This window comes from Paraburkholderia sp. J94, from assembly GCF_905220285.1.
Classification (GTDB): Bacteria; Pseudomonadota; Gammaproteobacteria; order Burkholderiales; family Burkholderiaceae; genus Paraburkholderia; species Paraburkholderia tropica_A.
Genome location: NZ_CAJMZH010000032.1, coordinates 1 through 23,715, shown reverse-complemented (window position 1 = coordinate 23,715; position 23,715 = coordinate 1). Strand labels below are relative to the sequence as shown.

Genomic DNA, 23,715 nt, shown 5'->3' with positions numbered 1-23,715 from the left:
GGTGGGTCAGGATTCCGCGCAAATCAACAGCGAGGGCATACATCGAATCCTAGTGCCCGTGCCAGGCCCATTGCGAAATCGGTGTAGCCATGAGTGTCAACGGCAAGCTGCGCGATGTCCCCGGCCGCACTCTGGCGGACAACACCTTCGATCGCGGCGCCGGCCTGGCGATCGTTCAACACGATGGGCTGGTCGTAAAAGATACCCCACCGATCGAGCACGTGGGTGTACATCCCGATGGATGCCGTGCGCCGCCGCGGATCGGCACGCGCCTGCCAGACTGTACGAGTCGTCTCAAGCGACATCATGTCCGACGATGCCAGATCGGCGCGGCCCCAATGAGCGGCGACGGGATGCTCATGCATGAATTCGAGCACAGCATCGGCAGCGAGCCGAAGCATTCTCTCGTCCTCAAGTCGCCTCATCATCTGACGGATTGCGACCGGCGAGATCTCCGGGACCATTCGGGATATCTCCGCTGCGGAGAGCGAGGTTCCGTGCGCCAGTACGGCCGAATACATCATGAGTAATTCGACTCGCGATCGAGGTTCACGCCCGAGCAGGATCCAGCTGAAGCGCGTTGCGCTGTCAATTTCGAGAATGATCTCCGGCAGCTGGCCGGGCGGATGGGCTTCAAAAATCGCTCTTCGCAGGCGAACGGATGCTGCGTCTTCTGGCTGGGCTTCCAATGGATCGAGATGCACCGCCGTATCAATCCGCACCGCGCCTTCATCCGCTGCACGATTCAGCAGTTCAAGGCGCTGGGCGAGATGAGCCAGAACCGGTCCAAGGAACTCCTGAGGGTCCTGCGGTAGCCCGAGGTGCCCATACAGGTTGTTTCGCTTTGTTCGCCAATCTTCGGCGGAGATCAGCATGTGTGCCTGACTCCGGAAGGAAAAGCTGTGCTCGACAAAGATCGTGCCGTTGCGAAGAGCAATACGCATCGCAAAAAGCGTGGCCCATTCGAAAGCCACCATTGCCTTCAGACGGTCGTAACCATCAATTGATTCGCGCCAGGCGCGCCCAAGCCGGATGTTCACGCCGTCAGGCAGCAGGTAGGCATGACGCCGGTAGAGACCTCGCAACAGGGCAATCGCATCGATAACCGGATGATCGGAGTCGGCTTCGAATGGCAGCTGGACAATACGAATCAGCAGATTGCGCGCTTAATGCCGCTTTCGAAGCATGCACTGCCGGATCTCGCTGCGGCGGCTGGGTGGATGTGGCTGCAGTAGCCGCGATGCGTTCGAGCAGGTGTTCGGCGGACCGACATTGCTTGGCAATCTGATCGTCATGGCGTATTTCATGCGTCACGCTCGCACTGAAGACTCCGTTCCAGCGTCTACCGCTCTGGATGCGCACATCGAAGCCATGGGCGTGAGGGTCGATTTCGGCGGAATGGCAGAGGAACTGCTTCTAGACCTGGTGTTTCGGTCCGACTGGCCACTGCAAGGCGTCTATCGCGAAGAACCCGTCGCAGGCGTGCAGGCCAGCATTGCAAGCCTGCATGACAGAGAAGATTGCGGAACGCGAGTTGGCGCAAAAGACTGGCAAAGCTTGCAGCGAAAAGCTGTTGACCTGACCGAGCGCGGCATCGCGAGAGATCTGAGCGAGAACGTGGAAAAGCTTGCGAGCTCCGCAAGTATGTGGAACGTCGGCGTTGTGTATCAGATATTTAAGCGCTGCGCCGATCGGCATCGATATCCTGCATCGAGTTGGACCGAAGAAGACGCCGATCTATTTACACAACGCGCGACACGCAATAGCGAGCAGATCAAGGCTGCAAACGGTCTGCTGCCGAAGACAGAGGGGCCCGAGCGCGCTAACTGGTTCGCCCAGCACGCGGAACATGCAGTTCGATTCAAGCGTGCTGACCATGACGCCGATCCGGAATTCTGGCGACGCCCGGACGCATGGGTTCAGCACGGGATTGAAACCCGGCCTTCTTTTGCCGAAGACGTGTCCAGGATGCTGTTGGCCCGCATCCAATCCCGTTCAAACGGGAAAGTCGCCCGCTGTTGATTGACTTGGCTTGGACGACTGATGCGGCGAATGCGTACTCTAGAGAGTGGGGGCGAAAACTCTTGAGCTCGGCAACGTGAATTCATCCGCGTCAATGGTATGGGTGGTCTGCCCGGATGGTAGCGCTGGCCACCCTCATCGATTCTCGTTGTCTGCGCAGCATTAGCTTTTTTGGGGCTAGCAGTCGACCTCGTTGGCCTTCAACTTTGGGCAGATTTATAACGCAGAACGGGTTAGATACCTCGGCCGCGGCTCGGTGGGCTATGCTCTAGTACTTCACTATTCTGATACCTCAACGTGCAAATCGAATCGTTTCAGATTGCCATCCCCGAACACGATATCGAGGACCTTCGCCAGCGCATTCGCGCTGCTCGCTGGACGCCCGCCACGCCGTCGAAGGTGTGGCAGCAGGGTATCGATCCAGCCTGGCTGTGTGAATTTACAGCATACTGGGCAACTGAGTTCGACTGGCGAGCGGCTGAAAGGAAGCTAAACTCCTTGCCACAATTCATCGCCGTTGTGGGTGGGCAGCGTGTGCATTACCTGCATCGACGCGGCGTCGGTTTATCGGCCGGTAAGGCACCGTATCCGCTTGTCATCACGCACGGCTGGCCAGGCTCGTTTTTCGAGTTTCGAGCGTTGCTCGACGAACTGTGCGAGCCTGCCGCGCACGGCGCAGATCCCGCCGATACGTTCGATGTCGTCGTCCCCTCGCTACCTGGCTTCGGATTTTCGGCAGCACCGGCGGAAGGTGGTATGTCGGCGTTTCAAGTGGCCGACTTGTGGGCGTCGCTAATGCGCGGACTCGGCTATGGGCGCTTCGGTGCACAGGGTGGCGATCTCGGCGCTAGCGTGTCGATAGCGTTGGCCGTGCGATTTCCACAAGCTGTCGACGGCATTCATCTTAACTATTTGCCGGGGACATATGAACCGGCGATCGATGCATCGCAACAGCCGCTTTCCGTCGATGAAGAATACTTCTTGCGCGCGAAAAACAGTTGGTTCGCACTCGAAGGCGGTTATGCGCACATGCACGCGACCAGACCGCTGACGCTCGCCGCATCGCTGAACGATTCGCCGGTGGGTCTCGCCGCGTGGATCGGAGAAAAATTCCGGGCGTGGAGCGATTGTGGCGGCGATGTCGAACGCGTGTTTTCGAAAGACGACTTGCTAACCAATATCTCGCTGTACTGGTACACGCAAAGCATCGGCACGTCGATGCAGATGTATTGGGAAAACCGTTTGCAGCCAATGAATTTCACCGGTTCACCGCGCGCCACACCGCCGGTCGGTTTTGCGCGCTTTCCGAAGGAGTTGAGCCAGCCTCCGCGTAGTTGGGTCGAGCGTACGTTCGATGTGACCCAGTGGAGTGAAATGCCGCGTGGCGGACACTTTGCAGCGATGGAACAACCTCGTTTGCTAGCGGCTGAAATAAGGAATTTTTTCCGAGCGTTCCGCCAGAAATGAACGTGAAGAGAGCGTAGCGGAACTCCTCGCTGGCCGCCGATACGACAGTGGACAAATGACCAGCATCAGGGCGGGTAAGCGCCCCTCGTCTCAGCGATGAGACGAATTAACATGTAACGTTTGCGAAAGATCCGAGCCGTTGCTAGAGCCGCTTCCGCGCGACGGTTTAATGCTGTGCTCAAGCGTAGTCCGGTGAGAGTCGCATGATGTTTTCGTCGGGACTGTTAGCATTTCGTAATTAACGCTTGCAGTGTTCACATCGGCGCTCGCAAGTTCATTGGCGCCGACAGCATAGCCGTCCGTTGCTGGGAAGTCGGGGAGTGTCCCTGAGCGGTGGCCCTGATTCGACCACACGCACATGGTCGAATCAGGGCCACCGCTCAGGGACGGGACGGTTAGCTCAGCGTGGCGAAGGCAGCGGGCGTGAAGTCTGCAATTGCGTCGAGACGATTGTTGCGGACTTTTTCCAGCCACGCAGCGTCCTGAAGCAATTGCCGCCCGACGGCGACGAGATCGAATTCGTTACGTTCGAGCCTTGCCAGCAGGTCATCGAGCGACGTCGCTTGTGCGCTCTTGCCAGCAAACGACTCATAGACAGCGCCAGCTAGTCCGACGGAGCCGACGGTAATGGCAGTGACGCCCGTGAGCCTCTTTGCCCAGCCGGCAAGATTGAGTTGCGGATCGACCTCAGGGAATGCCGCTTGCCAGAATCTCTGCTGTGAGAGATGAAAGGCATCCGCACCGGCATTGACGAGTGCACCTAGCCACTCCTCAAGAATTTGAGGCGAGGCCGCGAGACGGGCGTTGAAATCCTTCGGCTTCCATTGCGAAAGCCGGAGAATAATGGGGAAGCCTGGACTCACAACGGCGCGAACTGCCTTCAGGACCTCAATGGCAAAACGTGAGCGTTCGAGAAGCGTCGAACCGCCGTACTGGTCGCCGCGCGTATTCAAGTCCTCCGAGAAAAACTGATTGATGAGATAGTTGTGGGCGCCGTGCAACTCTATGCCATCGAATCCGATCTGTTCGGCATTGGCCGCCGCACGCGCGAAGGCGTCGATCGTTTCAGCTACGTCGGCATCGGTCATAGGTAGGCCAACAGGCTCCCCGGTCAAGGAAAGCCCCGAAGGGCTCTCGTAGGGCGATGGCGGTGTCCAGTCGGCTACAGCATTCGAGCGTTTCTGTCCCACGTGCATCAGCTGCGGCGCAATACGTCCTCCCGCCGCGTGGACTTCGTCTACGACGGTCTTCCAGTTCGCGAGTGCCGCATCGCCGTAAAAGTGCGGAATATCCGGCTCATTGAGCGCGGCCGGCCGCGCGATTCCGGCGGCCTCCGTAATGATCAGGCCAACGCCGCCTTCGGCGCGTCGGCGGTAGTAAGCGGCCATTTCGGCGGTCGGCACGCCGTCGGGCGACATTGATCGCGTCATGGGCGCCATCACCACGCGGTTCGGCAAAGTGAGTGTATTCAGACGATAGGGGCTAAACAGGGCATCAAGATTCGACACGGAAATCCTTGGGCTGGAAAGGGAAATCGGCTACAGCGAATCAATCCACGCGGACACGGCGGCATTCACGTCGTCCTTGCGGTCTTGCATGATCCAGTGCCCTGCATCGGACCATGCCTCTACCTTTGATTTGGGGTGAGAGAACCATGGCCGCATGCGATCGGCCTGAACCGGATCGATGCACAAGTGATAGAAGGGCACGCGCAACCCTGCGCAAAATTTCGCACTCGCTTCTCCAATACCAACTTGATCGACGCCGAAGAACAAAGGAGAAAAGGACTCGCGAATAACGTGCGACGGCGTGTCCTGAAGCCGGTTTGCATGCTGCTGCTTGTGAGCCGGATCGGTAGCGGGACCGTAGACGAGATTGAACAGAGAGGCCGCCACTGCGCGCGGGTCGCTCGTGTTGAGTTGATGCGCGGTTTTCTGAAAAACGTCTGCGGCCTCGCTAGAAAATCCGAGTGCCCCATCGACCGAAATCACTGCGCTGACCAGGTCCGGCCGGCGAGCCGCGAGCCGTGCCGCGATCTGGCCACCCATAGAGTGTCCCGCGATTACAAATGGTTCACCCGCGTAGCGCGTTGTAATTAACGACTCGATGTCGTCGACATAGTCCGCAGGCGAATATGCGCCGGATGGCATGACCTCGGAACTGCCATGCCCGCGCAGGTCGACGGTCACCACACGATACCGGCTTTTGAAGTGGGGCACTTGCCCAGCCCAGTCCTCGGAGTCGCACGTCCATCCGTGGAGAAATATCACGTTCTTGCCTGTGCCAACGTCTCTCGAATGGAGCCGTGCTGTGGATGCGGCGGCTGCGGCGGCGAAATCTCGTGTGTCGAGTGACGATGAAGTGGTCAGGTCTGCTTTCATTCGGTTTTCCGTAGTGATCAGCCAGTCGGTCGATTCGCGCCCCAGCAGAGCGTCGGCGACTGCGGGCTCGAAGGAGTCATGCCGACACCCATGGTATACGTTGGCTATCTACGGTCAATTACGCACCTCGAAGTGCGTAGATATACAGGAGGATACCGGTATGGCTTGCGAGGTCGATCAAGTGTTTTTCGCGGACTGCGCCGCTCGTTCATTCTTTGATCAGGTGGCCAATAAGTGGTCGGTTATGATCCTCACGCTGCTTTCGGAGAAACCGTCGAGATTCAATGAAGTCAAGCGGCGGCTGGAGGGCATCACGCACAAGGCGCTTACGCAGGCTCTGCGGCGCCTCGAGCGTAATGGGTTGATTGCACGTAAGGTGATCAATTCCTCGCCGGTTGCCGTCGAGTATTCGATCACCGAGTTAGGGCGCACGCTTCAGGTTCCGTTCGGTGCCGTCTATGACTGGTCGATCAAGCATTTGGACGAGATCGAGCGGGCCCGGCGATCCTACGACGATAGGGAGCGTTTGTGACGATCATCGCTGAGGCGCTGGCTCTTGATCACGATTAAGCCCGACGGGATGCACGAATCGGCAGTCGCATGGATACGGCGCCTTGATCTGCTGCGCGCTGTAGTGGCTGGTGTCGGTGCTGACGGCACAGCATCTCGACGCCCACGCACCTCATCATGCGTGCGCACGCGACGGCGACGTACTTTATGGCGCTTCCAAGCGCAACAGGGCGGCCTCATCGGTGCTCCAGCAAACGAAGACGTCATGTGCAATTCGTCGATTTTTCGCACCAACAATTTATCGGCATCGTTGACCGCTCCTAGATCAATAATACCCACCCGACATTGCGATGCCCCCGTCTTTCATGAATCGGGTAGCGTAAGCAAGGATTTTGGCGATGCTCCTTACGCCGATATCGCGCACGCGAGAGACTACGAGGTTTTGTGCCGAACGCTATCTGGCTACTCGTCTTCCATGACCGAGAACGCGATTTCCTTCTGCTCCTCCAGCATCTCAAGCTGTTTCCTTAACGACGAGCGTATCGATTCGTACGCAGACTTGCCTAGCACAAGCCGCAAGGGGGGAGTGGGGTTTTCGATCGTGGCAATCATCGCGTCGACGGTCTTCGCAGCATTCGCGAATTCGAAATGGCCCGCGTCGAACGCACGACGGATATCCCCCACGGGTGTGGCGTCGTACACGCTCATCGGTTTCGCATGATCGAGGCCAGCGCCAAAATTCGTGCGAGTAGGGCCGGGCTCCACGATCAAGAAATCAATGCCGAACGGAGCGACCTCCTTCGCCGCGGCATCTACGAAACCTTCGATGCCCCATTTCGTTGCGTGGTAGGCGCTAAAGCCTGGATAGGTGACTCGCCCACCTTCTGACGACACCTGCACGATGCGTCCGCCGCCTTGCGCCCGCAGTCGTGGGATAACCGCGCGGATCAACTGCATTGAACCAGTCAGATTCGTCGCGATTTGCCTTGCGATCTGCGCATCGTCGAGAGCTTCAGCTGCGCCGAAGAGACCATACCCCGCGTTACTAACGACAACATCGATGCGTGGGAGCGCTGTGAATGCCTGCGCGACGGCAGCTCGGATCGCATCTGCGCTCGTCAGATCGCATTCGACGATGTGCAGTCGATCATTGTGTTGCGCCAGCAGATCGTCCAGTGCGCCGCGTTTGCGCAGCGTCACGACGACCCTGTCACCACGGCCGAGGAGCTGTTCCGCCAGCTCACGCCCCAACCCGCTTGACGCACCTGTTATCAGCCAGTTTTTCGTCATGTTCACTCTCAAATGGACCGGTTGAGCGCTCATGCTAGGAGAGTATGATTCGTCCGAGAAGTGCCGGCAATCGGTATTCCATGTTGAAGGAAATTCACTAATGGCCAAAGTAACCCTCTCCGATCTGCAGGCCTTCATGGTTGTCGCCGCGCGCCGCAGCTTCGTGCAGGCCGCAGGCGAAATGGGCGTATCGCGCTCAGCGCTGAGCCATGCGATGCGCGGGCTCGAAGGCGATCTTGACGTGCGCCTGCTAAATCGGACCACGCGCAGCGTATCACTGACGGAAGCCGGCGAGCGTCTGTTAGCGCGTCTGCAACCCGTGCTCAGCGAGCTCGAGCACGCACTCGAGGACGTCGCGCGCGACGACAATGCGCTTCGTGGCACGCTTCGCATTAATGGCAATGAAGGTGCGATTCGGCAACTGCTGCAGACCGTCGTGCCGCGCTTTCTGGCGATGTATCCACAAATGGAACTCGATCTCGTCGCGCAAGGGCAGTTCGTCGACATCGTTGCCGAAGGCTTCGATGCAGGTGTGCGGCTGGGCGAAGCGCTGCATAAGGATATGATTGCAGTCCGTGTGAGCGATGACTTACGCTTTTTGGCCGTTGCGTCGCCGCGCTATCTGCGCAAGCATGGGCAGCCGGTCGTTCCGCAGGATTTGCAGATGCACCGTTGCATCCGGCATCGTCTGCCGAGCGGCAAACGCTATCGTTGGGAGTTTGCGCGTCACGGAGAAGGTTTTTCGATCGATCCTCCCGGCGCGCTTACACTCGACAGCATTACGCTGATGGCCGAAGCAGCCACGGACGGACTTGGCGTTGCATACATACCGGAGTCTTATGCCCGCGAAGCGCTGGCGCGCAAGCGGCTTGTCGCGGTACTGACCGACTGGTGTCCGTTGATTCCCGGGTTATTCCTTTATTTTCCGGGTAATCGCCATATTCCAGCGGGGTTGCGCGCGTTTATTGACTTGCTGCGAGCACTGCCAGACGAGAGGTCGAATGAAGTGGGGTAAATCCCGATCGCCTCGACGATGCCCTTCTGCCCAACATCTTGACGCGTTCGTGCCTGTTACTGCTCCACGTCGCTGAGCCGCTGGGTGTGACTGCAAGATGTTGACGGGGTGATCGGTACCGGCCCGAGGATCAGCTCGACACGGTCGACATATCGATGCTCGTCGGTGAACGCGACCATGTCTTCGACCGGCGGTCGTGCTCCCGATTCGTTAGCAGCGGTAGGGCTCAGCCTGATTGATCAAGTTGGGATGCGTCTCGCGCGCCATCCCCATCTCCGAGGCAATAGAATAAAGCGCTGCCCCAATGCGTTTGGCACTTGCATCGGCCACTCTGACCGTCGGCTTTCGAATGTGATACGAATACCGCGTCCCGGTGGGCTTCCTTCAGGGGGGCGTTTTCTATACGTAAAATCGCCCAATGCGGTCAGGATCCGTAGTCTCCTGCACTACCCGGGTAGATCACTCCAGAACAACTTTGGCGTGGCTATCCACAGCAAAATCGCCTGTGCTTTGCCAGTGCTCTCCCAGCCGCGAAAAATCGAGGACTTATATTGTGCAGAATCTCCTTCATGCAGAACAAGCGTTTTATCATCCACGGTCAACCTAACTTCACCTTCGACGACGAGAATGAACTGCTCACCCAAGAGGTATTGACGATTAGATAAGCCATCGCCGATTGCTATGCGCACCAATGCTGCCTCTATCCCCAAATTTTTATTATTTTCTTTCAAATACGCGAAAGTGCTATCGGATCCGGGAATGCCAAAGAACGTCCTACGATCAGCGCGCGAAATTTCAGCTGTTTCAAATACACTATCGAGAAAATAACGGGGCGTAACCCCAAGGGCTGACGATATACTCGCCAGGGAAGACAACGAAGGAGATACGTAGCCTCGTTCCACTTGAGACAGGTAGCCCTTCGAAAGACCTGAGACCTTTGATATATCGCTTAGGGTCTTGGCGATCCGCCGTCGTAGTCGCCGCATTTTATTCCCGAGAAGTAAGTTGCTCGAAGTCACATTTTTTACGAGTGCAATTTTTTTATATAAAAAATATCCGATCAATTCGAGATTTAAAGCTGACTCGGGTCGATATTTAATAAATGGAATGTCTGTCAGGATAATTCAGGGGTTCAACATTGTTTCGCCAAAAATCGAACCCAATTCTGGACCATCTTCGGAGGGAGGTGGAGGCAGGATTCGATGGTTGGAAGTCAGTCGATGAGGCCATCAAGACGCATTGCCGCTTTTTGCACGGCGGCGACTCTAATCGCACGACGTCTAGCCGTGGCGGTCAACGCTCGCTCGACGATCTCCGGTGGTGCGACCAACGGTGTACCGGCCTTGAATGGCGGCTCCGGATCGTATTCAATCTGCAACTGAATCTGCTGTGCGACTTCGTCTCCGGCGACTGCCGCAGCGACGCGCAAAGCCATGTCGATTCCTGCCGTCACACCACCTGATGTGTAGATATTGGAGTCTATTGTCATTCGATCGTCGGAGGGAATTGCGCCAAACAGACTAAGCAGATCACGGGATTGCCAGTGTCCGCCAGAACGTCGTCCACGTAACAGCCCTGCCGCACCGAGCAGTAGAGATCCTGTGCAAATGCCGAAAATATATGCAGCAGCGTTTGCTCGATCACGAACGAATTCGACGATCTTGGGATCGAGGATCGCATTGTCTGTTCCGGGGCCTCCGGGTACGACAAATAGTTCGTAAGGCGAAGCTGTACCGAAATCGGCATCCGGTTGAATCACTAACCCTTTGTGGGCGCGCACGGGGGCCAAAGTCGGCGCGACAATTTCCACGCGCCAACCCGGTAGCCGTCCGAGCACTTCCAGCGGACCAGTGAGATCAAGTTGTGTGATGTTCTGAAAAAGCAGAAGACCAGCGACTTTGATTTCGGATTGTTGGGTCATGGCTGGAGTTCGTCCGGATGATGAGGGCATTAAACCAGCATTCGGTCTGGCAAAAAGGACAGAAATAACGTATTTTTTGCCAATGACCATGATCGCGAATCGTACTGCGCGTCGGATTGTTATTTACGTTTTCGACGGCGCGCAGCCAATCGACGTCTCCGGCCCGCTCCAAACCTTCGATACCGCTAGCGAAGAGGCTTCGGGGGCAGGGGGCTACCAGTGCAGACTCGTTTCTGTCGGCGGCGGGGCCATCCGGTTGCAAGGCGGAATGACAGTATTGACGGAGTGCTTGCCGAAAGATGCGCAGATCGACACGCTCGTTGTACCGGGCGGCCCTGGCGTGCATGTGGCGCGCCAGTCGTCCGAGATTGTTCGTCATGTGGCAGATCTCGCCAGGCGAGCCGGTCGGATCTGTTCGGTTTGCACGGGGGCTTTTTTGTTAGCTCAAGCCGGATTACTCGAAGGGCGCAAGGCGGCAACACACTGGCGTGCGTGCGGCCAGCTAGCACGGGAATTTCCAGGTGTCCGGGTGGAACCGGATCCGATCTGGGTTCGCGACGGCAGCGTTTGGAGTTCCGCTGGCGTCAGTGCGGGCATCGACGTTGCCCTTGCCATGGTTGAAGCAGATCTGGGAAGTGCTATAGCGGGTCGAACTGCGCGCAGGTTAGTCGTTTACATGCGACGCTCCGGTGGGCAGGCACAGTTCAGTACGCCCCTTACTCTGCAATCGGTCGATGGATTCGGTCCGCTCTTCGAGTGGCTCAACAAGAATCTGCACAGATCGCTGAAAGTTGCCGATCTGGCCGATGAAGCTGGCATGTCGCAACGCACTTTCATTCGTCACTTTACCGAGAAGATCGGGATGACGCCAGGTAAGGCACTGGAAGGTCTGCGCATTGAACGAGCGCAAGCGCTACTGACGTCGACTTCGTTGTCGCTATCGGAAGTCGCGCGGCGCACAGGTCTCGGGCGGGAGGAGCGTTTGAGAAATGTGTTCGTCAGAAACTTCGCGGTCGGGCCGACACAGTGGAGGCAGCGTTTCAACGAAAGAGCATGATTCTTCGTGAACGGAACGGCTCCCGCACTTTGCCGAAAGGACTGGAAGGTGTTATGCCATTTTGGCTCGACCCTATCGCGTTTCCACGTACCGCAAGTCATGCGGGGATCAACCCGACCTCCTGGTCGACAGGCGTATGGACGTCGATTGAGGTTCGGCGGCGTTGCCGATGGTATAGCCGTCTATCCAGTCGGTGGTGTCAGGGTTGCTGGCGATTCGGTGAGCAGCAAGTTTAGGGTTTTGAGCATACTCAAACTCGATCAAGCCGACTTAGTGACATTTTCGGCTGCATAGCAAGCATTCACACGTTCAGGGCCTGCTGAGTGTGTCTGTCCATAACGCGCCACACGATGTTAATAAAATGCTCTATCGGACGCGTCGCGCAGTCCGCAACCTTTGCTCCATCGTCCCAGCGACGCAGTCGAAGCGCGTCAGCGGAAAACGGCTTTTGGAGAAACGCTTGCACCTCTGCAGCGGAGAACACTCCGCCCTGTCTTTGAAGACTCCGTACCGATCCAGCTGACAACCGCCCCAAATATGCTTCATCGATTGCACACAGGCAACGTTTCGCATCTACGTGCAGGCGGATCGGTTCGATCACCGCATCGGGCATCACCGGTCGCAGAAACGGCAAGCCGTAATACTGGTGCAAATCGTCCACGCCGGCCGCCGCTGGTGTGTCGCTGCGCTTGTTCAGCAGATGACCGATGTCATGCAGGAAGGCCGCGCATACCAGCGCCTCGTCAGCGCTCTCGGCTTCGGCAAGCGCGCCGCATTGAAGTGCATGTTCAAGTTGCGTCACAGGCTCACCGCTGTAAGAAAGGTCTCCGAATTCATCAAAGAGACTGCGGATGTTGTCCAGGCTTAAGGCCATTTCCCCCCCTACGAGAACCAGAAAGTCCAGAGTTTGATGACCGGGCCATCGCCGCTCGAGCTCTTGGTCTGAGGCTTTGCGGAGAAGGCGATCGGTTCCGTTATCGCCCGCGTTGCTCGGAAGCGCCCCGGCCAGCGCTTCCGTCACGAAATAGCCGGCCGTGCAGGGTGTAATGCGGACTAGAGCAGTATAGATTTATATACAGGTCAAGTGAAGACTCTCGTGATGCTCGTTGTCGGCGTCCGCAACGCAAATTAAGTAAGAAGCGTGAAAATCGGGTACTTTTAAAGTGGGCCACGCAGGTCGCCTCGGTGTGCAGGCCGGCGCTGCTCAGGCAGCGTCGGATTGTTCAACCGCGGCATTGTGCGCTTGGTCTCGAGCCGTTCGAGACGTCGGCTCACTGGCGCCAGTCATGAGACTATTGAGCAATTGCTGTCGAAAAGTTGGGATGCCTGGTGTGGCACGGCGAATCAATTTCGCCGCAGTCACGTCGGGCAGCAATCTGCTCGCTATCAGGCGAAAACCTGCGCTCCTCTTGGATTTCCGGACTCGCGGGCCCGAGCGGAGCTAGGTGGAGCGCACTGTTGTTTCAGAAGACGTGACCGCGAACCCGCTGCTCGTCGGAGGTCGGGGTCTGGAAGATGGGCGGTTTCGTCCGCGATCGACTAGCAAGAGCGGCAATCTTCTAGTGAGCGACCTGTCGGGAGAATTCAGGTGATCGCCGCGACCACGAACTGGTCGTTGCACAAGTCGATTACGACGCCGGCCTCAATACGATGGCAGCTTTTGCAGGCACGGCACTTGTGGATCGTTCGAGCGACCCGCATCATCCATCTCAGGTGTTGTCGGACTATACGACGCTCACCGAATCTGTAAACGATACCAACGGTCTGCGGGTCACGGGCGTCGGCGATGGAAACAACGTGTGCCGTTCCTCTATCTATTTGGTCCCGGATTTGGCATGAAGCTGAAGGTGGCAATACCGGATGCGTACAACCGACGCTAGCACGCTCGAATTCGTGCGCGAAAATGTAACGCGGGGCGGCTATCTGGTAGCGGCTGTTCGCGACGCGACCGCTATCTACACGAACACGTGAGTTTCGACTGACATGGAAGCAGAACGTGTTCGGCGAGTCGCAGCGTTTTCCGGCTTTCAGGTCGACCAGCAACTGCTCAGCGGCGCGTCGCAACATGTGCTGATTCACTGTATTCCTGCGCATCCGAGCAAAGAAATAATTGCCGTTGTGCTGAGAAGGGCCAGTCGATCGTGCTTGACCAGACCGAAAATCGCAACTGCGCGCAGATGGGCCTGCTGTGGCACCTGTTTCCCTGAACCACCCACGAGGGGCAAATCGGCCCCGTGCAACGTGCATTGCAAGGCTGTATAGATTGTTATACAGTTCAGAGAGCCACGGACTTGAAGTATGGACTCGAACGACCTCATTCAACCAAGAAGAAAGGGCACTTCGATCTGGAAGCAGATCGAAACTAGTTTGCTCTCTGAAATCGCGACAGGGGCGATTGCACCGGGAGAACGCCTGCCCAGCGAGTGCGCGCTTGCAGAACGGTTCAACGTGAACCGACACACCGTTCGTCGCGCGCTCGCGGAATTGAGCGCGCAGGACTACGTGCAGATCGAGAATGGACGGGGGGCCTTCGTTACCGAAAGGGCGCTCAGCTACAAGATCGACAAACGGACGCGATCGCTCGAAAGCATGGTGCGCAGCGGCCACAACATGGTTGTGAAGGTACTGAAGTTTGCACGAATAGCGGCGGAGCCGGAAATCGCACTTGCATTGGCCGTCACTCCGGGGGCGGATGTATGGGTCATCGATTCGCTGAGTACGATCGACAAAAAGCCGGCGATTTCCGCGAGGCACTCTTTCCCCGCCGATCGATTCCCTGACTTGTTGACGCGTTACCGCAAAGCGCGATCAATCAGTGCCACGCTCAAGACGTACGGGGTGGAATCCACCAGAAAGTCGATGGTGGTCTCGGCAAAACTCGCCCAACCGGAAGACCTCAAGCTGCTCAAGCTGAGCTGGCCAGCACCTGTGCTTTCGACCGAAAGCCTTTATATCGACCAGGACGGCAAGCCAGTGGATCACGGAGTAGCTCGTTATGCCGGTGACCGCATGGAACTTCAGTTCGACTAACGCGCGATTTCCATCGGCACCCTGCTGCAGGTGCCAGAAAATGCAAGATAACGACTCACATCGAAAGGAAAATTCATGCTTACTATCCGTATCATGACGATCGATGACTATGAAAATGTCATTGACCTGATGAAACGAACGCCGGGTGTCACCTTCCGCGATGCGGACTCTCACGAAGCGACCCGGCGATATCTGGAGCGCAATCCCGAACTGAGCTTCATCGCGAAAGTGGGCGATGAAACGGTAGGGTGCATCATGTCCGGTCACGATGGACGTCGCGGTTATCTCCAACATCTTGTCGTGGCGTCCGCACATCGACGCCAAGGAATCGCAAACGCGCTGGTCGAATGCTGCATCGCTCGTCTGGAAGCGCTCGGGATTGCAAAAAGCCACGTCGACGTAATCAAGACGAACGTCGATGCCCAGGCCTATTGGGAACACCAGGGCTGGCAATTACGAACGGATATCGACCGGTACTCGTTCATCCGTAACGGAAGGTCGAATGCTTGAGCTTGGTCGGCTGACGAGAGCCGCCGAAAGGCAATGAGGCGCATTGAGTATCGTGGAGGCTGCATTGCCGAATATTGAGCTATTAGCAAGTTGGTGCCCAAGTTGTCCCCGGAAGGCTGGGAGCGCGCAATGCGCCTGTCAAGCTCATGAGAGGGAGGTCAAGGATCTGTTCTGTGCCAACGAGATTCTCTAGTTCGCGAGCGTGTTTTTCGCCCGGGCGGAGCCCGACTGCCGTTTCTGATCCTGAACGCTTCCATCGATCGGTATGGGGAAACCTCGGGGGGGCGTCTGCAAGGCCTCGCAGATCGGGTTCCCCTTGGTATTGGTGCGGCTTTCCGGTTAGGTCGAGCCAGGTCTTTACAAATTTCCCTTCTAATAGATGACCTGATGACTCCCCATCCAGGCGAGCGTTTAGCCAGAGCGGAGGAGCGAACCGCCGCCGCAAGTCCGCCCTCGAACGGAGAGACGTCAGGCGTCTTTGGCATCAACAATTACGCTGCCAGGGCATCAGACATCCGCCTTCCCCAGGCACCAGCCGGATAGCGGTCAGAAGCTGCGACAAGCCCCTCGCCGCTGCCTGCGAAAAGCCCTTCGAATCAATGCAGGCCGACAATCTACCGGCCCGAACGGCCACACCTGTTCCGACGGCGTCCCAAAAACCGGAAGTTCGCCAGCAGTTCCCGGCTGAAGCCCTTGATCCGCGAAATCTCGCAGCCGCTCCTTGCAGGCAAAGCAGAGCCGGATGTAATGACAGGTAAACTTGCAAGTTTATCTTCTATCAAATATAGTGCAGCCATGACATTCAATTCATCACTGGACATAGTTGCTAAGGATCTTACGACAGCGATCAGTCGGCTGTTGCGGCGACTACGCACCGAAGCCAATCCGACCGAGTTGGCCCTTTCGCAGATGGGCGTCCTCGCTCGTCTGGAACAAGGTGGACCCATGACTACCGCGGATCTGGCGCGCGCAGAACTGATGAAACCCCAATCGATGGGTGTCATTCTGGCGAGTCTTGAACAGGAAGGGTTGATCGAGCGCCGGCCTCATCCGACAAATCGTCGCCAGATCCTCTTTGTGTTGACTGCGGCTGGCGTCGCGGTGAGAACCAGCCACCGCGCCATGAAACGAAACTGGTTGGTGGGCGCACTCGACCAACTCCCTACCACTGACCTGGAAGCACTCATCGCCGCGATCGCGATCATCGAGAAGATCGGCGATTCCTGAACGTCCTGCGTCAGCACTAGCAATGGCGGTGCTGACGTATACAAAATTCAAACATTTAGGATAACTGTATGTCTGTTACTCAATTGGATTCTAAAACTGCGCTGATCATCATCGATTTGCAAAAGATCGTTGCATCGATCCCCACTGTGCATCCCATCACAAACGTAGTGGAGAGCGCCAGTCGGCTGGCGGCCAACTTTCGTCAACATGGCCTTCCCGTCGTGTTGGTTAACGTTATCGGTATGTCACCGGGCCGCACAGAGCGGAACCAGGCGGGAGGCGGCCTTCCTCCCGACTGGGCCGAGTTGCTGCCGGAGCTGGATAGGCAGCCGCAGGATCATCTCGTGTCCAAGAGCACCTGGGGCGCGTTCACAGGGACCGACCTTGAGGCGTACCTCAAAGCGAATGGTGTAACGCAAGTGGTGGTCTGTGGCGTCGCAACCAGTCTGGGTGTTGAGTCAACTGCGCGGCAGGCACATGAACTCGGCTTCAACATCACCCTCGCTGTCGATGCCACGACGGATGTCAGCGCGGAAGCCCACGCTAACAGTCTTGAGCGGATCTTTCCTCAGCTCGGTGAGACGGGCACCAGCAAAGAAATCAATAATTACCTTTCGACACGGAGCTTTTGAGATGTCCTGGCTTTTCCTGCTGGCTTATTTCTTCGGTGGCTTCTTTCTGGCGAACGCTGTGCCGCATGCTGTGAGCGGCATGATGGGACAGTCATTTCAGAGCCCGTTCGCGAAGCCGCCCGGTGAAGGGAAATCTTCATCGAGCATTAATGTGCTCTGGGGCTTTTTCAACATCATTGTCGGCTACCTGCTGGTTTGCCGTGTCGGTGATTTCCAGTTGAGGGATGCGGCCGACATCATCGCCCTGGGCGCCGGCGCGTTCCTGATCTCACTGTTCTCGGCGCGGCACTTTGGCTGCTTCAATGGCGGCCATGCCCCAAAGCTCTCTTGAAGCCGCCGATGGTAAGCGCACGCAGGCGAAAGAGCAGATTGATCCGGCGGTATGGAAAATTGCCGGCGTCGCGCTGTTCGGGGCGCTACTCGCACAGCTCGACGCGACAATCGTTAACGTTTCCATGTCGAAGCTCGCGGTGGAGCTGAATAGTAGCTTTTCGACGATTCAGTGGGTCACGAGCGGCTATTTGTTGGCGCTCACCCTGGTTCTGCCACTGAACGGATGGCTGGTCGATCGCATTGGCGCAAAGGCACTCTACCTTTGGTGCTTCTCAGCGTTCACGCTGTGCTCGGCGCTGTGCGGCATTGCATGGTCGGCGCCCTCACTGATTGGATTCCGCGTCTTGCAGGGCATTAGCGGGGGGCTCCTGGCACCCATGACGCAGATGATGATCGCCCGGGCGGCTGGTAAACACATGGCCCGCGTTGCGGGCTATATGGCACTTCCCGTATTGCTGGCCCCTGTCCTGGGTCCCATAATCGCCGGCGCCATCCTGCAACATGCTTCGTGGCGCTGGCTGTTTCTTGTCAATTTGCCGGTCGGAGGCATCGCACTCCTGTTGGTAATATTGCTTCTGCCGAACGACAAGAATGAGACGACGCTGCGAACTTTGGACTGGTTCGGTCTCGCATTGCTTTCGCCTGGGCTGGTAATGTTTCTGTATGGCTCCGAGCGACTCGATCACACCACGGGGCGCGTTATCCTGACCGGCGGCGTGGCGATGATGCTTGTCTTCCTGTGGACAGCGCGGCGAGAGGGCGACGATGCGCTGATCGACCTGCGACTGTTCAGGCGCAAGGTCTTTTCGACCGCGGCAGTGACGCAATTCCTGTCGAACGGCGGTATGTTCGCTGGTCAGATGCTCATTCCGGCGTTTCTCATTCAGGCCTGCGGGCGAACGGCTGGCGAGATGGGCTGGATGCTTGCGCCGCTTGGCGTCGGCATGATGCTTGCCAATCCATTCATGGGCGCGCTGACGGATAAATTTGGCATTCGGCGTGTGTGCGCCGGAGGCGCGTTTCTGACACTCGCCGCCACATTGCCAATGTTGTACCTGGCCGCCCACGGGCTGAGTCTGCAAGTGCTCATACCCGCTTTGCTATTCCGGGGAATGGGCATGAGTGGCGTGGGGTTGCCATCGCTGACCGCCGCATATGCTTCCGTTAGCCGGCAGAGAATGCCGATGGCGACGACCTCCCTCAACATTGTCCAGCGTCTCGGAGGCCCGACGGCAACGATTTTTTGTGCGACATTCCTGGCCTGGAAGCTAAAGCCCGTCGACGCCGGTCATGCGGTTTCGAGTGCCTACGGGTGGGCGTTTCTCGTTCTCTGCGGTATTCATGCATTTGCCCTTTTGGCTGCCGTCCAGTTGCCTCGTCGGATAGGCGACGTGGCGGCCCGTGAGTGAGCGTACGATTTCTTATCTTTGTGCAGATCCTGCGATCGCCGTTTTCGCGACGTGTCCGCGCGGTCACGTCAGCGAGTGCGGAAGTCTGCAATTTGACGAATGATGTGCATGCCAACAATTATTTCCGGTCTGGTAGCAACGCATCGGCCACCATCTTTGTGTGAATCGTATTGCTCATCGACTATCCGACAATGGGCGAGTAGGTGTCCCCTTGATTTTCGTGCAGTTTTCCGGTTAGCTTGGACCAGGTTTGAAGGGGCTTTGCCTTTAGGCCCCTTATCATTTTCCTTTCCAATCAGAGACCTGCTGACTGCCCATCCTGAAGTGGAGAAGCCGGATCAGAGGAGGGTGCCGATGCTGCAGCCGCGGCCAGCCCTCACTGCTGCCGCCCAACTTCCGGTGTCGACCCGGAGCGGACGCCCGACTTTGCCGGCAACGGTCGTTCGTTTCTTTTGTCGGCAGACGGCTGATACGGTCGCGCCAGCGAACGATCCGCACGTCGTTGTGGCGCAAGTCATGCTCTACGCGCTGCCACTGTTGCTGGTCCGGTGCGACGTGATATTCGCTACATCAAGCAGAGGTAGTCACGAATCAGATGTCGGATGCCCGCCGTGCGACCAAGTAACCAAGTATGGCGGCAATGAAACAAAATACAGTGAAGCGTACCGTTGATGCAATGCCATGCGCAACGTTCTCTTCAACGCCCTGCTGAGTGAGCATGAAGATTTCATGGCCTTCTGAAGTCAGGCGGACAAATTGAGAGCCGCAAAACTCGACATGCAAATGCGAGCCAGAAGGCAGCCCCTTCAATATGGCCATTCCGACAGGGCCAGCAGCATGTAGGCGAGTAGACGCTAAAAAAACATCGTGCCCACCAGTGACTAAATATTCTGACGTTCCGGGCCAATTTTCTATGCGCAGTATTCCGTCATAGTTAGTTGCATGGCACGGTAGACCGATAGGTTTTTCAACCCAGAGCATCAGGCAAAGCCCTAGAGCTGCAGCCCCCCCCAATGCCCCGAATAGATATAATAATGTGCCTATTATTTTCACCACTGCGGCCCTTTCGGTTAAATTTTGCACCAGCTTGGCCATAGTCAGCGTCTGATACGTGATCAGCGATCAATTGTGAGCCACTCGGCCTCGCCTGTTGAGGGCCGCTACCGGCCCGAAAACACCTTCTTCCCGACCTGCTCGTCGCGTCGTTCATCCCCGATCCCACCGGCTAATTGTCAGCAATTGAGGGCACAAAGTCGAACGACTGAAACTGGCCGGCTACCGACTCATGCGTCGCGCAGTAGTGCGCTGCGGCAGCGAACTGGCTCAGTGTGATCCGAAGCGGACCTCCAGGATGTCGAATGAATGGCCGCCTCACTTTTCCTGCGCATCGTCGCGCACCATCGCCAACGAAACCGCTTTTTTGGAAGGACGCGATTCGTTAGCTTATGCGTTCAGCATGGCATTTCATGACGACAGGGCTTATCGAATTTTTTTAGGCTATATTGGGTCTCCGATAGCGTTTCTTTACGGAGACGAAAGTTAATGCGCTTCATTGTAAAGACTTGGAAAGCAAATAAAGGATTCGTTGCTTTTCTGTTCCTCATGACAGTATTTCGCAGTGCCGTCGCGGATTGGAATGTCGTGCCCAGTGGATCGATGCTTCCGACGATTCAAGTCGGGGATCGGATACTCGTGGACAAAATGGCGTACGACATTCGGGTTCCACTCACGCGTTTCACTCTCGTACGCCTTCACAATCCGTCGCGAGGGGACATTGTCACGATTCAGTCTTCGGCGGCGCACGAACTGTTAGTCAAGCGTGTGATTGGTTTGCCGGGGGACAGCGTTGAAATGCGCGACAACATACTGTTTATCAACGGCTCAGAGGTGAACTATCGGGAACTTAAGGGAGATGAATTCTCAGACTCTTCGGCCTCGCGCGGAGAATACTACTCCGAAGTGATCGACGGAACGTCGGCCCATATCATTCGTCTGTTACCTAATGCGCCGAGTCCACGGGAGTCGTTCGGCCCGGTCGTCGTGCCACCTGGGAAATACCTCATGCTTGGTGACAACAGGGACAATAGTGCGGACTCCAGATATTTTGGATTCTTTCCCCGCAATGAGATCATGGGAAAAGCAGAGCGCGTTGCCTATTCGTTGAATCCTGCACATTACTATCTTCCGCGATATGAGCGTCTCGGCAGGTCGCTTGACGCACCACTCGGTTGAGCTTTTCCACACTGGTCACTAGCTCAGACAATTTGCCTTGATTCCACGAAGCGGTCACTCGATTAAGTACCTCAGATTGGCCGTTCTTGGTCGATGGGCGACAGGGATTCACGTCGCTTCGCTGAACTGGCTGCGGTATTTGACGAAACCGCGCTTTCGTTTGCCACGGAAACTGACCCGCTCAAAGAATCGGTGTGCGTTGATACGAGACGCCGAACTGAGAAGAATCATCTTCGAGCAGTTCCGCAAAAGGCAAAATCGCTCAACCTCGCGTAGCAGTGCCTGCCCGATGCCATACCCACGGCACTCCTGATCAACGACAAGGTTCTCGACTACCGCAAAAGGCTGTTCCGCATACATCGCGTCCGCACAAAGGCAAACCAGTACGGTCCCACGGACATGGCCGTCAATCGCGTACACCAGCAGGTGAGTGTTAGGGTCTTTCGCGAGGGCTTCGACCCGGCACTCAGTAACCTTGACATTCTCGTCGTTGACCAACTGACGATACAACGACTGAAGGATCTCGGCATCTGTGCGCCGCGCTATTCGGATGGTTGGTTGAGAATTCACGCCGCTCAGTGATCGTGGGGAAACCGTCGTTATTTTAAAACGCGCCTTTGCGTCAACGCTCACCTTACGGCGCGCGGTTAGTTGACGATCTGCGCGGCGATGCTGATCGGCCGCTTCCTCACCACACGGTACACACAGCAGAGTCAGGATTGTTCTATCCGCGGAGTGCCCATTTCCATGGTCAAGCAGTACGGCTGGAAGCCGACGGATCGCCAGAACGCCTGTCCTGCGCGATTCCCGACAAGCACGTCAATACGCAAGCGGCCCACGTCGGTCCAGGCATTGGCCCACAACCAATTCAGCGCGTATCGACCGACGCCACGCCGACGAAACTCCGGGACGACGACGAATTGCCGGAGGTAAACATGGCCGTCATTGCGGCAGAACAGGGCATATCCTGTTGTAGCACCCGCCTGCTCGAAGATTACCGCTTCGTATTCACCGCGCGCGAGCCAACTCGCCATCCTCTGTTCTAGCTGCTCAACAGTCATCGAGTTGCGATGCCCCTCGTCGCGGATAAGTTGAGCGTTAAGGGGAGCGAGGTGGCGTGCATCCTGAGCGACGGCGAATCGGAAATTCATATCCACCCTGCGAATTGGTGAGCGAGGTTGAGCCTCGTTGATTGTTAACGATCATAAATGCGATGTCGAGCGGCCGCTTCTGGCCGCACGCAGACGCGTATTGCATCATCACGTCCGCGAGTAGTCACGGACGACCGGCCCGATTCGAACCGGAGCGCCGGATACCTGTGAGACGCTGGCCTAATTTTACATAATATAATTTATCAAACTTCACAACAACAACAATGCTGCTACTCACTAGCAGGTATCCCTTTGATTTCGGCGCAATTTTCCGGTTAGCCTGCGCTAGGCCTGGTGAGGCTTTCCGTTTCGGCCCGATATAAATTTCCTTTCTAATCAGCGACCTGCTGACTCCCCATCTCGGGCAGCGACCGTTAAGCGTCCACGAGTGTGCCGCAGCGCTTCGAGCCAAGCCTCGATCTGCGACCGCAGACGAGTTCGGGGGGGAGCGGAAAGTCATTTATGAGCAGCTACGGCTCGATGTACTTGGAGGGGAGACAAGGCGGCATCGAAGCGGGGCGGCCGGCTGACGACCCTGAGCAACCTTTCCGTTTGTCAGGAAGCCATTGGCTGCTTCCCATTGTTGGGTGCTACGGAGCATCGTTCACCGGAGTTGCTGTCAGCTCGCCGGAAGCGACTGCTGCAGACTGATGATGTTCTGCGGAACCACGCGGATGAGCCCGCCTCGGGGACTGTCGATATCCGCAATAAGTGAAAGAGAGAGCGAGACCGTGATGGGTAATACGAACAGCAATACGCGTCGCCCGGTCGCGCCGCGTGCGCCATACCCCTGCATCAGGTTGCTGAAAAACGCGATCGCGATCATGAGCGTCCATGCCGAAACCGGAATGCGGTTCACCCACGCCGCCTGCGTATAGCTCTGTGTGTTGATTACATCATTCATGCCGCTTACGGTGAGCGCCGCGATCGGAGTGGGTTGCGCGATCGCCGGTTCGCGTACGCCAGTCCATAACTGGCTCTGTAGTTCAGCGGTCTTCGCATTGATGATTTCAAGTTCGCGTGGCTCGCGCGTCTTGTAGTATTCGATGCGCAGTTGCACATAGTCACGCAGAAGCGCCTTTATCGTCGTGGCTCGTGATTCTCCAAGCAGTTCTGCGCGCAGGTACTGGGTGCCGATGGCGTTCGCTTCCTCTTCCTCAAAGTTCTTGCGCTGATCATATCGGCTCACCGCCATTGAGAGCGTAAATCCAATCAGAAGCGCGAGCAGCGTGCTGAGCGTGCTTGACCGGTTTCGCTGGCGCCGGAAATGCAGACATCAGTGCGGAGGGTTTCATGTTCATCGAGGCGAACGTCGCGAACATGGGGGAAGCGTTGGCGGGCGGAAGGGCACTCACGTTACGCGGGCGCCGATCGTCGCCGCTTGGGCGTGACCCGGTCGCCGAGCATCAATCCAGCACCAGCGAACCGAGCGCGAACGCGCCGAGCGCGGCCACCGCGATCGCAACCCAGTACGCGAGATTCCATTGCGGCAGCAGGCCTTCGCGGCGCAGCGCATTGACGCGGCGCT

The 23,715-nt window shown here is 57.1% G+C and carries 24 protein-coding genes and 2 pseudogenes; 13 read left to right on the top strand and 13 right to left on the bottom strand.

Translation table 11 applies throughout. The annotated features are described in order from the left end of the window. Positions 1-29: 29 nt before the first annotated feature. Positions 30-1,238, bottom strand: a pseudogene (locus tag U4Y88_RS37370) (Tn3 family transposase); the annotation flags it as partial. Between U4Y88_RS37370 and U4Y88_RS37365 the strand changes: the two are divergent. After that, the gene (locus tag U4Y88_RS37365) at positions 1,186-2,022 is read left to right on the top strand and encodes a hypothetical protein (RefSeq protein ID WP_321790064.1); all 837 of its coding nucleotides are present in this window, start codon (positions 1,186-1,188) and stop codon (positions 2,020-2,022) included. The pseudogene U4Y88_RS37370 and the gene U4Y88_RS37365 overlap by 53 nt on opposite strands. A gap of 297 nt (positions 2,023-2,319) precedes the next feature. Beyond that, positions 2,320-3,489, top strand: a complete 1,170-nt coding sequence (locus U4Y88_RS37360) for an epoxide hydrolase (protein ID WP_321790057.1) — start codon at positions 2,320-2,322, stop codon at positions 3,487-3,489. Positions 3,490-3,884: 395 nt separating this feature from the next. Here the strand turns inward: U4Y88_RS37360 and U4Y88_RS37355 are convergent, their stop codons facing one another. Beyond that, positions 3,885-4,997: an NADH:flavin oxidoreductase gene (locus U4Y88_RS37355; protein WP_321790055.1), complete on the bottom strand. Its 1,113-nt coding sequence runs from the start codon at positions 4,995-4,997 to the stop codon at positions 3,885-3,887. Positions 4,998-5,027: 30 nt separating this feature from the next. Then, positions 5,028-5,870, bottom strand: coding sequence for an alpha/beta hydrolase (locus tag U4Y88_RS37350; protein WP_321790053.1), 843 nt, complete (start codon positions 5,868-5,870; stop codon positions 5,028-5,030). Positions 5,871-6,030: 160 nt separating this feature from the next. Between U4Y88_RS37350 and U4Y88_RS37345 the strand changes: the two genes are divergently transcribed. Further along, a complete protein-coding gene (locus U4Y88_RS37345) occupies positions 6,031-6,402 on the top strand; it encodes a helix-turn-helix domain-containing protein (protein ID WP_321790051.1) in 372 nt (123 codons plus the stop codon). Between the two features lie 440 nt (positions 6,403-6,842). Here the strand turns inward: U4Y88_RS37345 and U4Y88_RS37340 are convergent, their stop codons facing one another. Continuing rightward, entirely contained in the window at positions 6,843-7,670 is an 828-nt protein-coding gene (locus U4Y88_RS37340; RefSeq protein ID WP_321790050.1) for an SDR family oxidoreductase, read from the bottom strand. A 100-nt stretch (positions 7,671-7,770) separates the two neighbouring features. On the opposite strand from U4Y88_RS37340, the gene U4Y88_RS37335 reads away from it, so the two are divergent. Continuing rightward, positions 7,771-8,685, top strand: a complete 915-nt coding sequence (locus U4Y88_RS37335; protein WP_321790048.1) for a LysR family transcriptional regulator — start codon at positions 7,771-7,773, stop codon at positions 8,683-8,685. 446 nt (positions 8,686-9,131) lie between these two features. Here the strand turns inward: U4Y88_RS37335 and U4Y88_RS37330 are convergent, their stop codons facing one another. After that, on the bottom strand, positions 9,132-9,704 hold the full coding sequence (locus U4Y88_RS37330) for a helix-turn-helix domain-containing protein (protein WP_321790046.1): 573 nt from the start codon (positions 9,702-9,704) through the stop codon (positions 9,132-9,134). Positions 9,705-9,898: 194 nt separating this feature from the next. Continuing rightward, complete coding sequence (locus U4Y88_RS37325) at positions 9,899-10,606, bottom strand: DJ-1/PfpI family protein (RefSeq protein WP_321790044.1); 708 nt, start codon at positions 10,604-10,606, stop codon at positions 9,899-9,901. On the opposite strand from U4Y88_RS37325, the gene U4Y88_RS37320 reads away from it, so the two are divergent. Further along, complete coding sequence (locus U4Y88_RS37320; protein WP_321790042.1) at positions 10,605-11,663, top strand: AraC family transcriptional regulator; 1,059 nt, start codon at positions 10,605-10,607, stop codon at positions 11,661-11,663. The genes U4Y88_RS37325 and U4Y88_RS37320 overlap by 2 nt on opposite strands. A 301-nt stretch (positions 11,664-11,964) precedes the next feature. On the opposite strand, the gene U4Y88_RS37315 is transcribed toward U4Y88_RS37320, so the two are convergent. Then, positions 11,965-12,537, bottom strand: coding sequence for a phosphonate degradation HD-domain oxygenase (locus U4Y88_RS37315; RefSeq protein WP_321790062.1), 573 nt, complete (start codon positions 12,535-12,537; stop codon positions 11,965-11,967). Positions 12,538-13,247: 710 nt separating this feature from the next. Next, the gene (locus U4Y88_RS37310; protein ID WP_321790040.1) at positions 13,248-13,742 is read right to left on the bottom strand and encodes a hypothetical protein; all 495 of its coding nucleotides are present in this window, start codon (positions 13,740-13,742) and stop codon (positions 13,248-13,250) included. Between U4Y88_RS37310 and U4Y88_RS37835 the strand changes: the two genes are divergently transcribed. The 7 genes from U4Y88_RS37835 (at position 13,647) to U4Y88_RS37280 (ending at position 18,804) form a co-directional block, all read left to right on the top strand. Further along, a complete protein-coding gene (locus U4Y88_RS37835; protein ID WP_415774559.1) occupies positions 13,647-13,925 on the top strand; it encodes a hypothetical protein in 279 nt (92 codons plus the stop codon). The genes U4Y88_RS37310 and U4Y88_RS37835 overlap by 96 nt on opposite strands. Positions 13,926-13,961: 36 nt before the next feature. Further along, positions 13,962-14,693 carry a phosphonate metabolism transcriptional regulator PhnF gene (phnF, locus tag U4Y88_RS37305; RefSeq protein ID WP_321790038.1) on the top strand — a complete coding sequence of 244 codons (732 nt, stop codon included), beginning with the start codon at positions 13,962-13,964 and terminating at the stop codon, positions 14,691-14,693. Between the two features lie 75 nt (positions 14,694-14,768). Next, complete coding sequence (locus U4Y88_RS37300; protein ID WP_321790037.1) at positions 14,769-15,203, top strand: GNAT family N-acetyltransferase; 435 nt, start codon at positions 14,769-14,771, stop codon at positions 15,201-15,203. Positions 15,204-15,998: 795 nt separating this feature from the next. Then, positions 15,999-16,430 (top strand): MarR family winged helix-turn-helix transcriptional regulator, encoded by a 432-nt coding sequence (locus U4Y88_RS37295; RefSeq protein ID WP_321790061.1) that lies wholly within the window; start codon positions 15,999-16,001, stop codon positions 16,428-16,430. 68 nt (positions 16,431-16,498) lie between these two features. Continuing rightward, the gene (locus U4Y88_RS37290) at positions 16,499-17,062 is read left to right on the top strand and encodes a cysteine hydrolase (protein WP_321790035.1); all 564 of its coding nucleotides are present in this window, start codon (positions 16,499-16,501) and stop codon (positions 17,060-17,062) included. Between the two features lies 1 nt (position 17,063). Then, complete coding sequence (locus U4Y88_RS37285) at positions 17,064-17,393, top strand: hypothetical protein (protein WP_321790033.1); 330 nt, start codon at positions 17,064-17,066, stop codon at positions 17,391-17,393. Next, positions 17,374-18,804: a DHA2 family efflux MFS transporter permease subunit gene (locus tag U4Y88_RS37280; protein ID WP_321790059.1), complete on the top strand. Its 1,431-nt coding sequence runs from the start codon at positions 17,374-17,376 to the stop codon at positions 18,802-18,804. Before U4Y88_RS37285 ends, U4Y88_RS37280 begins: the two co-directional genes overlap by 20 nt. Positions 18,805-19,266: 462 nt before the next feature. Here the strand turns inward: U4Y88_RS37280 and U4Y88_RS37275 are convergent. Both U4Y88_RS37275 and U4Y88_RS37270 read right to left on the bottom strand, forming a co-directional pair. Continuing rightward, positions 19,267-19,371: pseudogene (locus U4Y88_RS37275) on the bottom strand (recombinase family protein); the annotation flags it as partial. Between the two features lie 24 nt (positions 19,372-19,395). Then, positions 19,396-19,899 (bottom strand): hypothetical protein, encoded by a 504-nt coding sequence (locus U4Y88_RS37270; protein WP_321790031.1) that lies wholly within the window; start codon positions 19,897-19,899, stop codon positions 19,396-19,398. Positions 19,900-20,346: 447 nt separating this feature from the next. Between U4Y88_RS37270 and lepB the strand changes: the two genes are divergently transcribed. Then, complete coding sequence (gene lepB, locus U4Y88_RS37265) at positions 20,347-21,036, top strand: signal peptidase I (protein WP_321790029.1); 690 nt, start codon at positions 20,347-20,349, stop codon at positions 21,034-21,036. Positions 21,037-21,144: 108 nt separating this feature from the next. Here the strand turns inward: lepB and U4Y88_RS37260 are convergent, their stop codons facing one another. The 3 genes from U4Y88_RS37260 to U4Y88_RS37250 all read right to left on the bottom strand — a co-directional run bounded on the left by U4Y88_RS37260 (position 21,145) and on the right by U4Y88_RS37250 (position 23,382). After that, positions 21,145-21,669, bottom strand: coding sequence for a GNAT family N-acetyltransferase (locus tag U4Y88_RS37260; protein WP_321790027.1), 525 nt, complete (start codon positions 21,667-21,669; stop codon positions 21,145-21,147). An 80-nt stretch (positions 21,670-21,749) separates the two neighbouring features. Continuing rightward, positions 21,750-22,187: a GNAT family N-acetyltransferase gene (locus tag U4Y88_RS37255; RefSeq protein WP_321790025.1), complete on the bottom strand. Its 438-nt coding sequence runs from the start codon at positions 22,185-22,187 to the stop codon at positions 21,750-21,752. Between the two features lie 619 nt (positions 22,188-22,806). Beyond that, positions 22,807-23,382, bottom strand: coding sequence for a hypothetical protein (locus U4Y88_RS37250; protein WP_321790024.1), 576 nt, complete (start codon positions 23,380-23,382; stop codon positions 22,807-22,809). Positions 23,383-23,715: the final 333 nt, after the last annotated feature.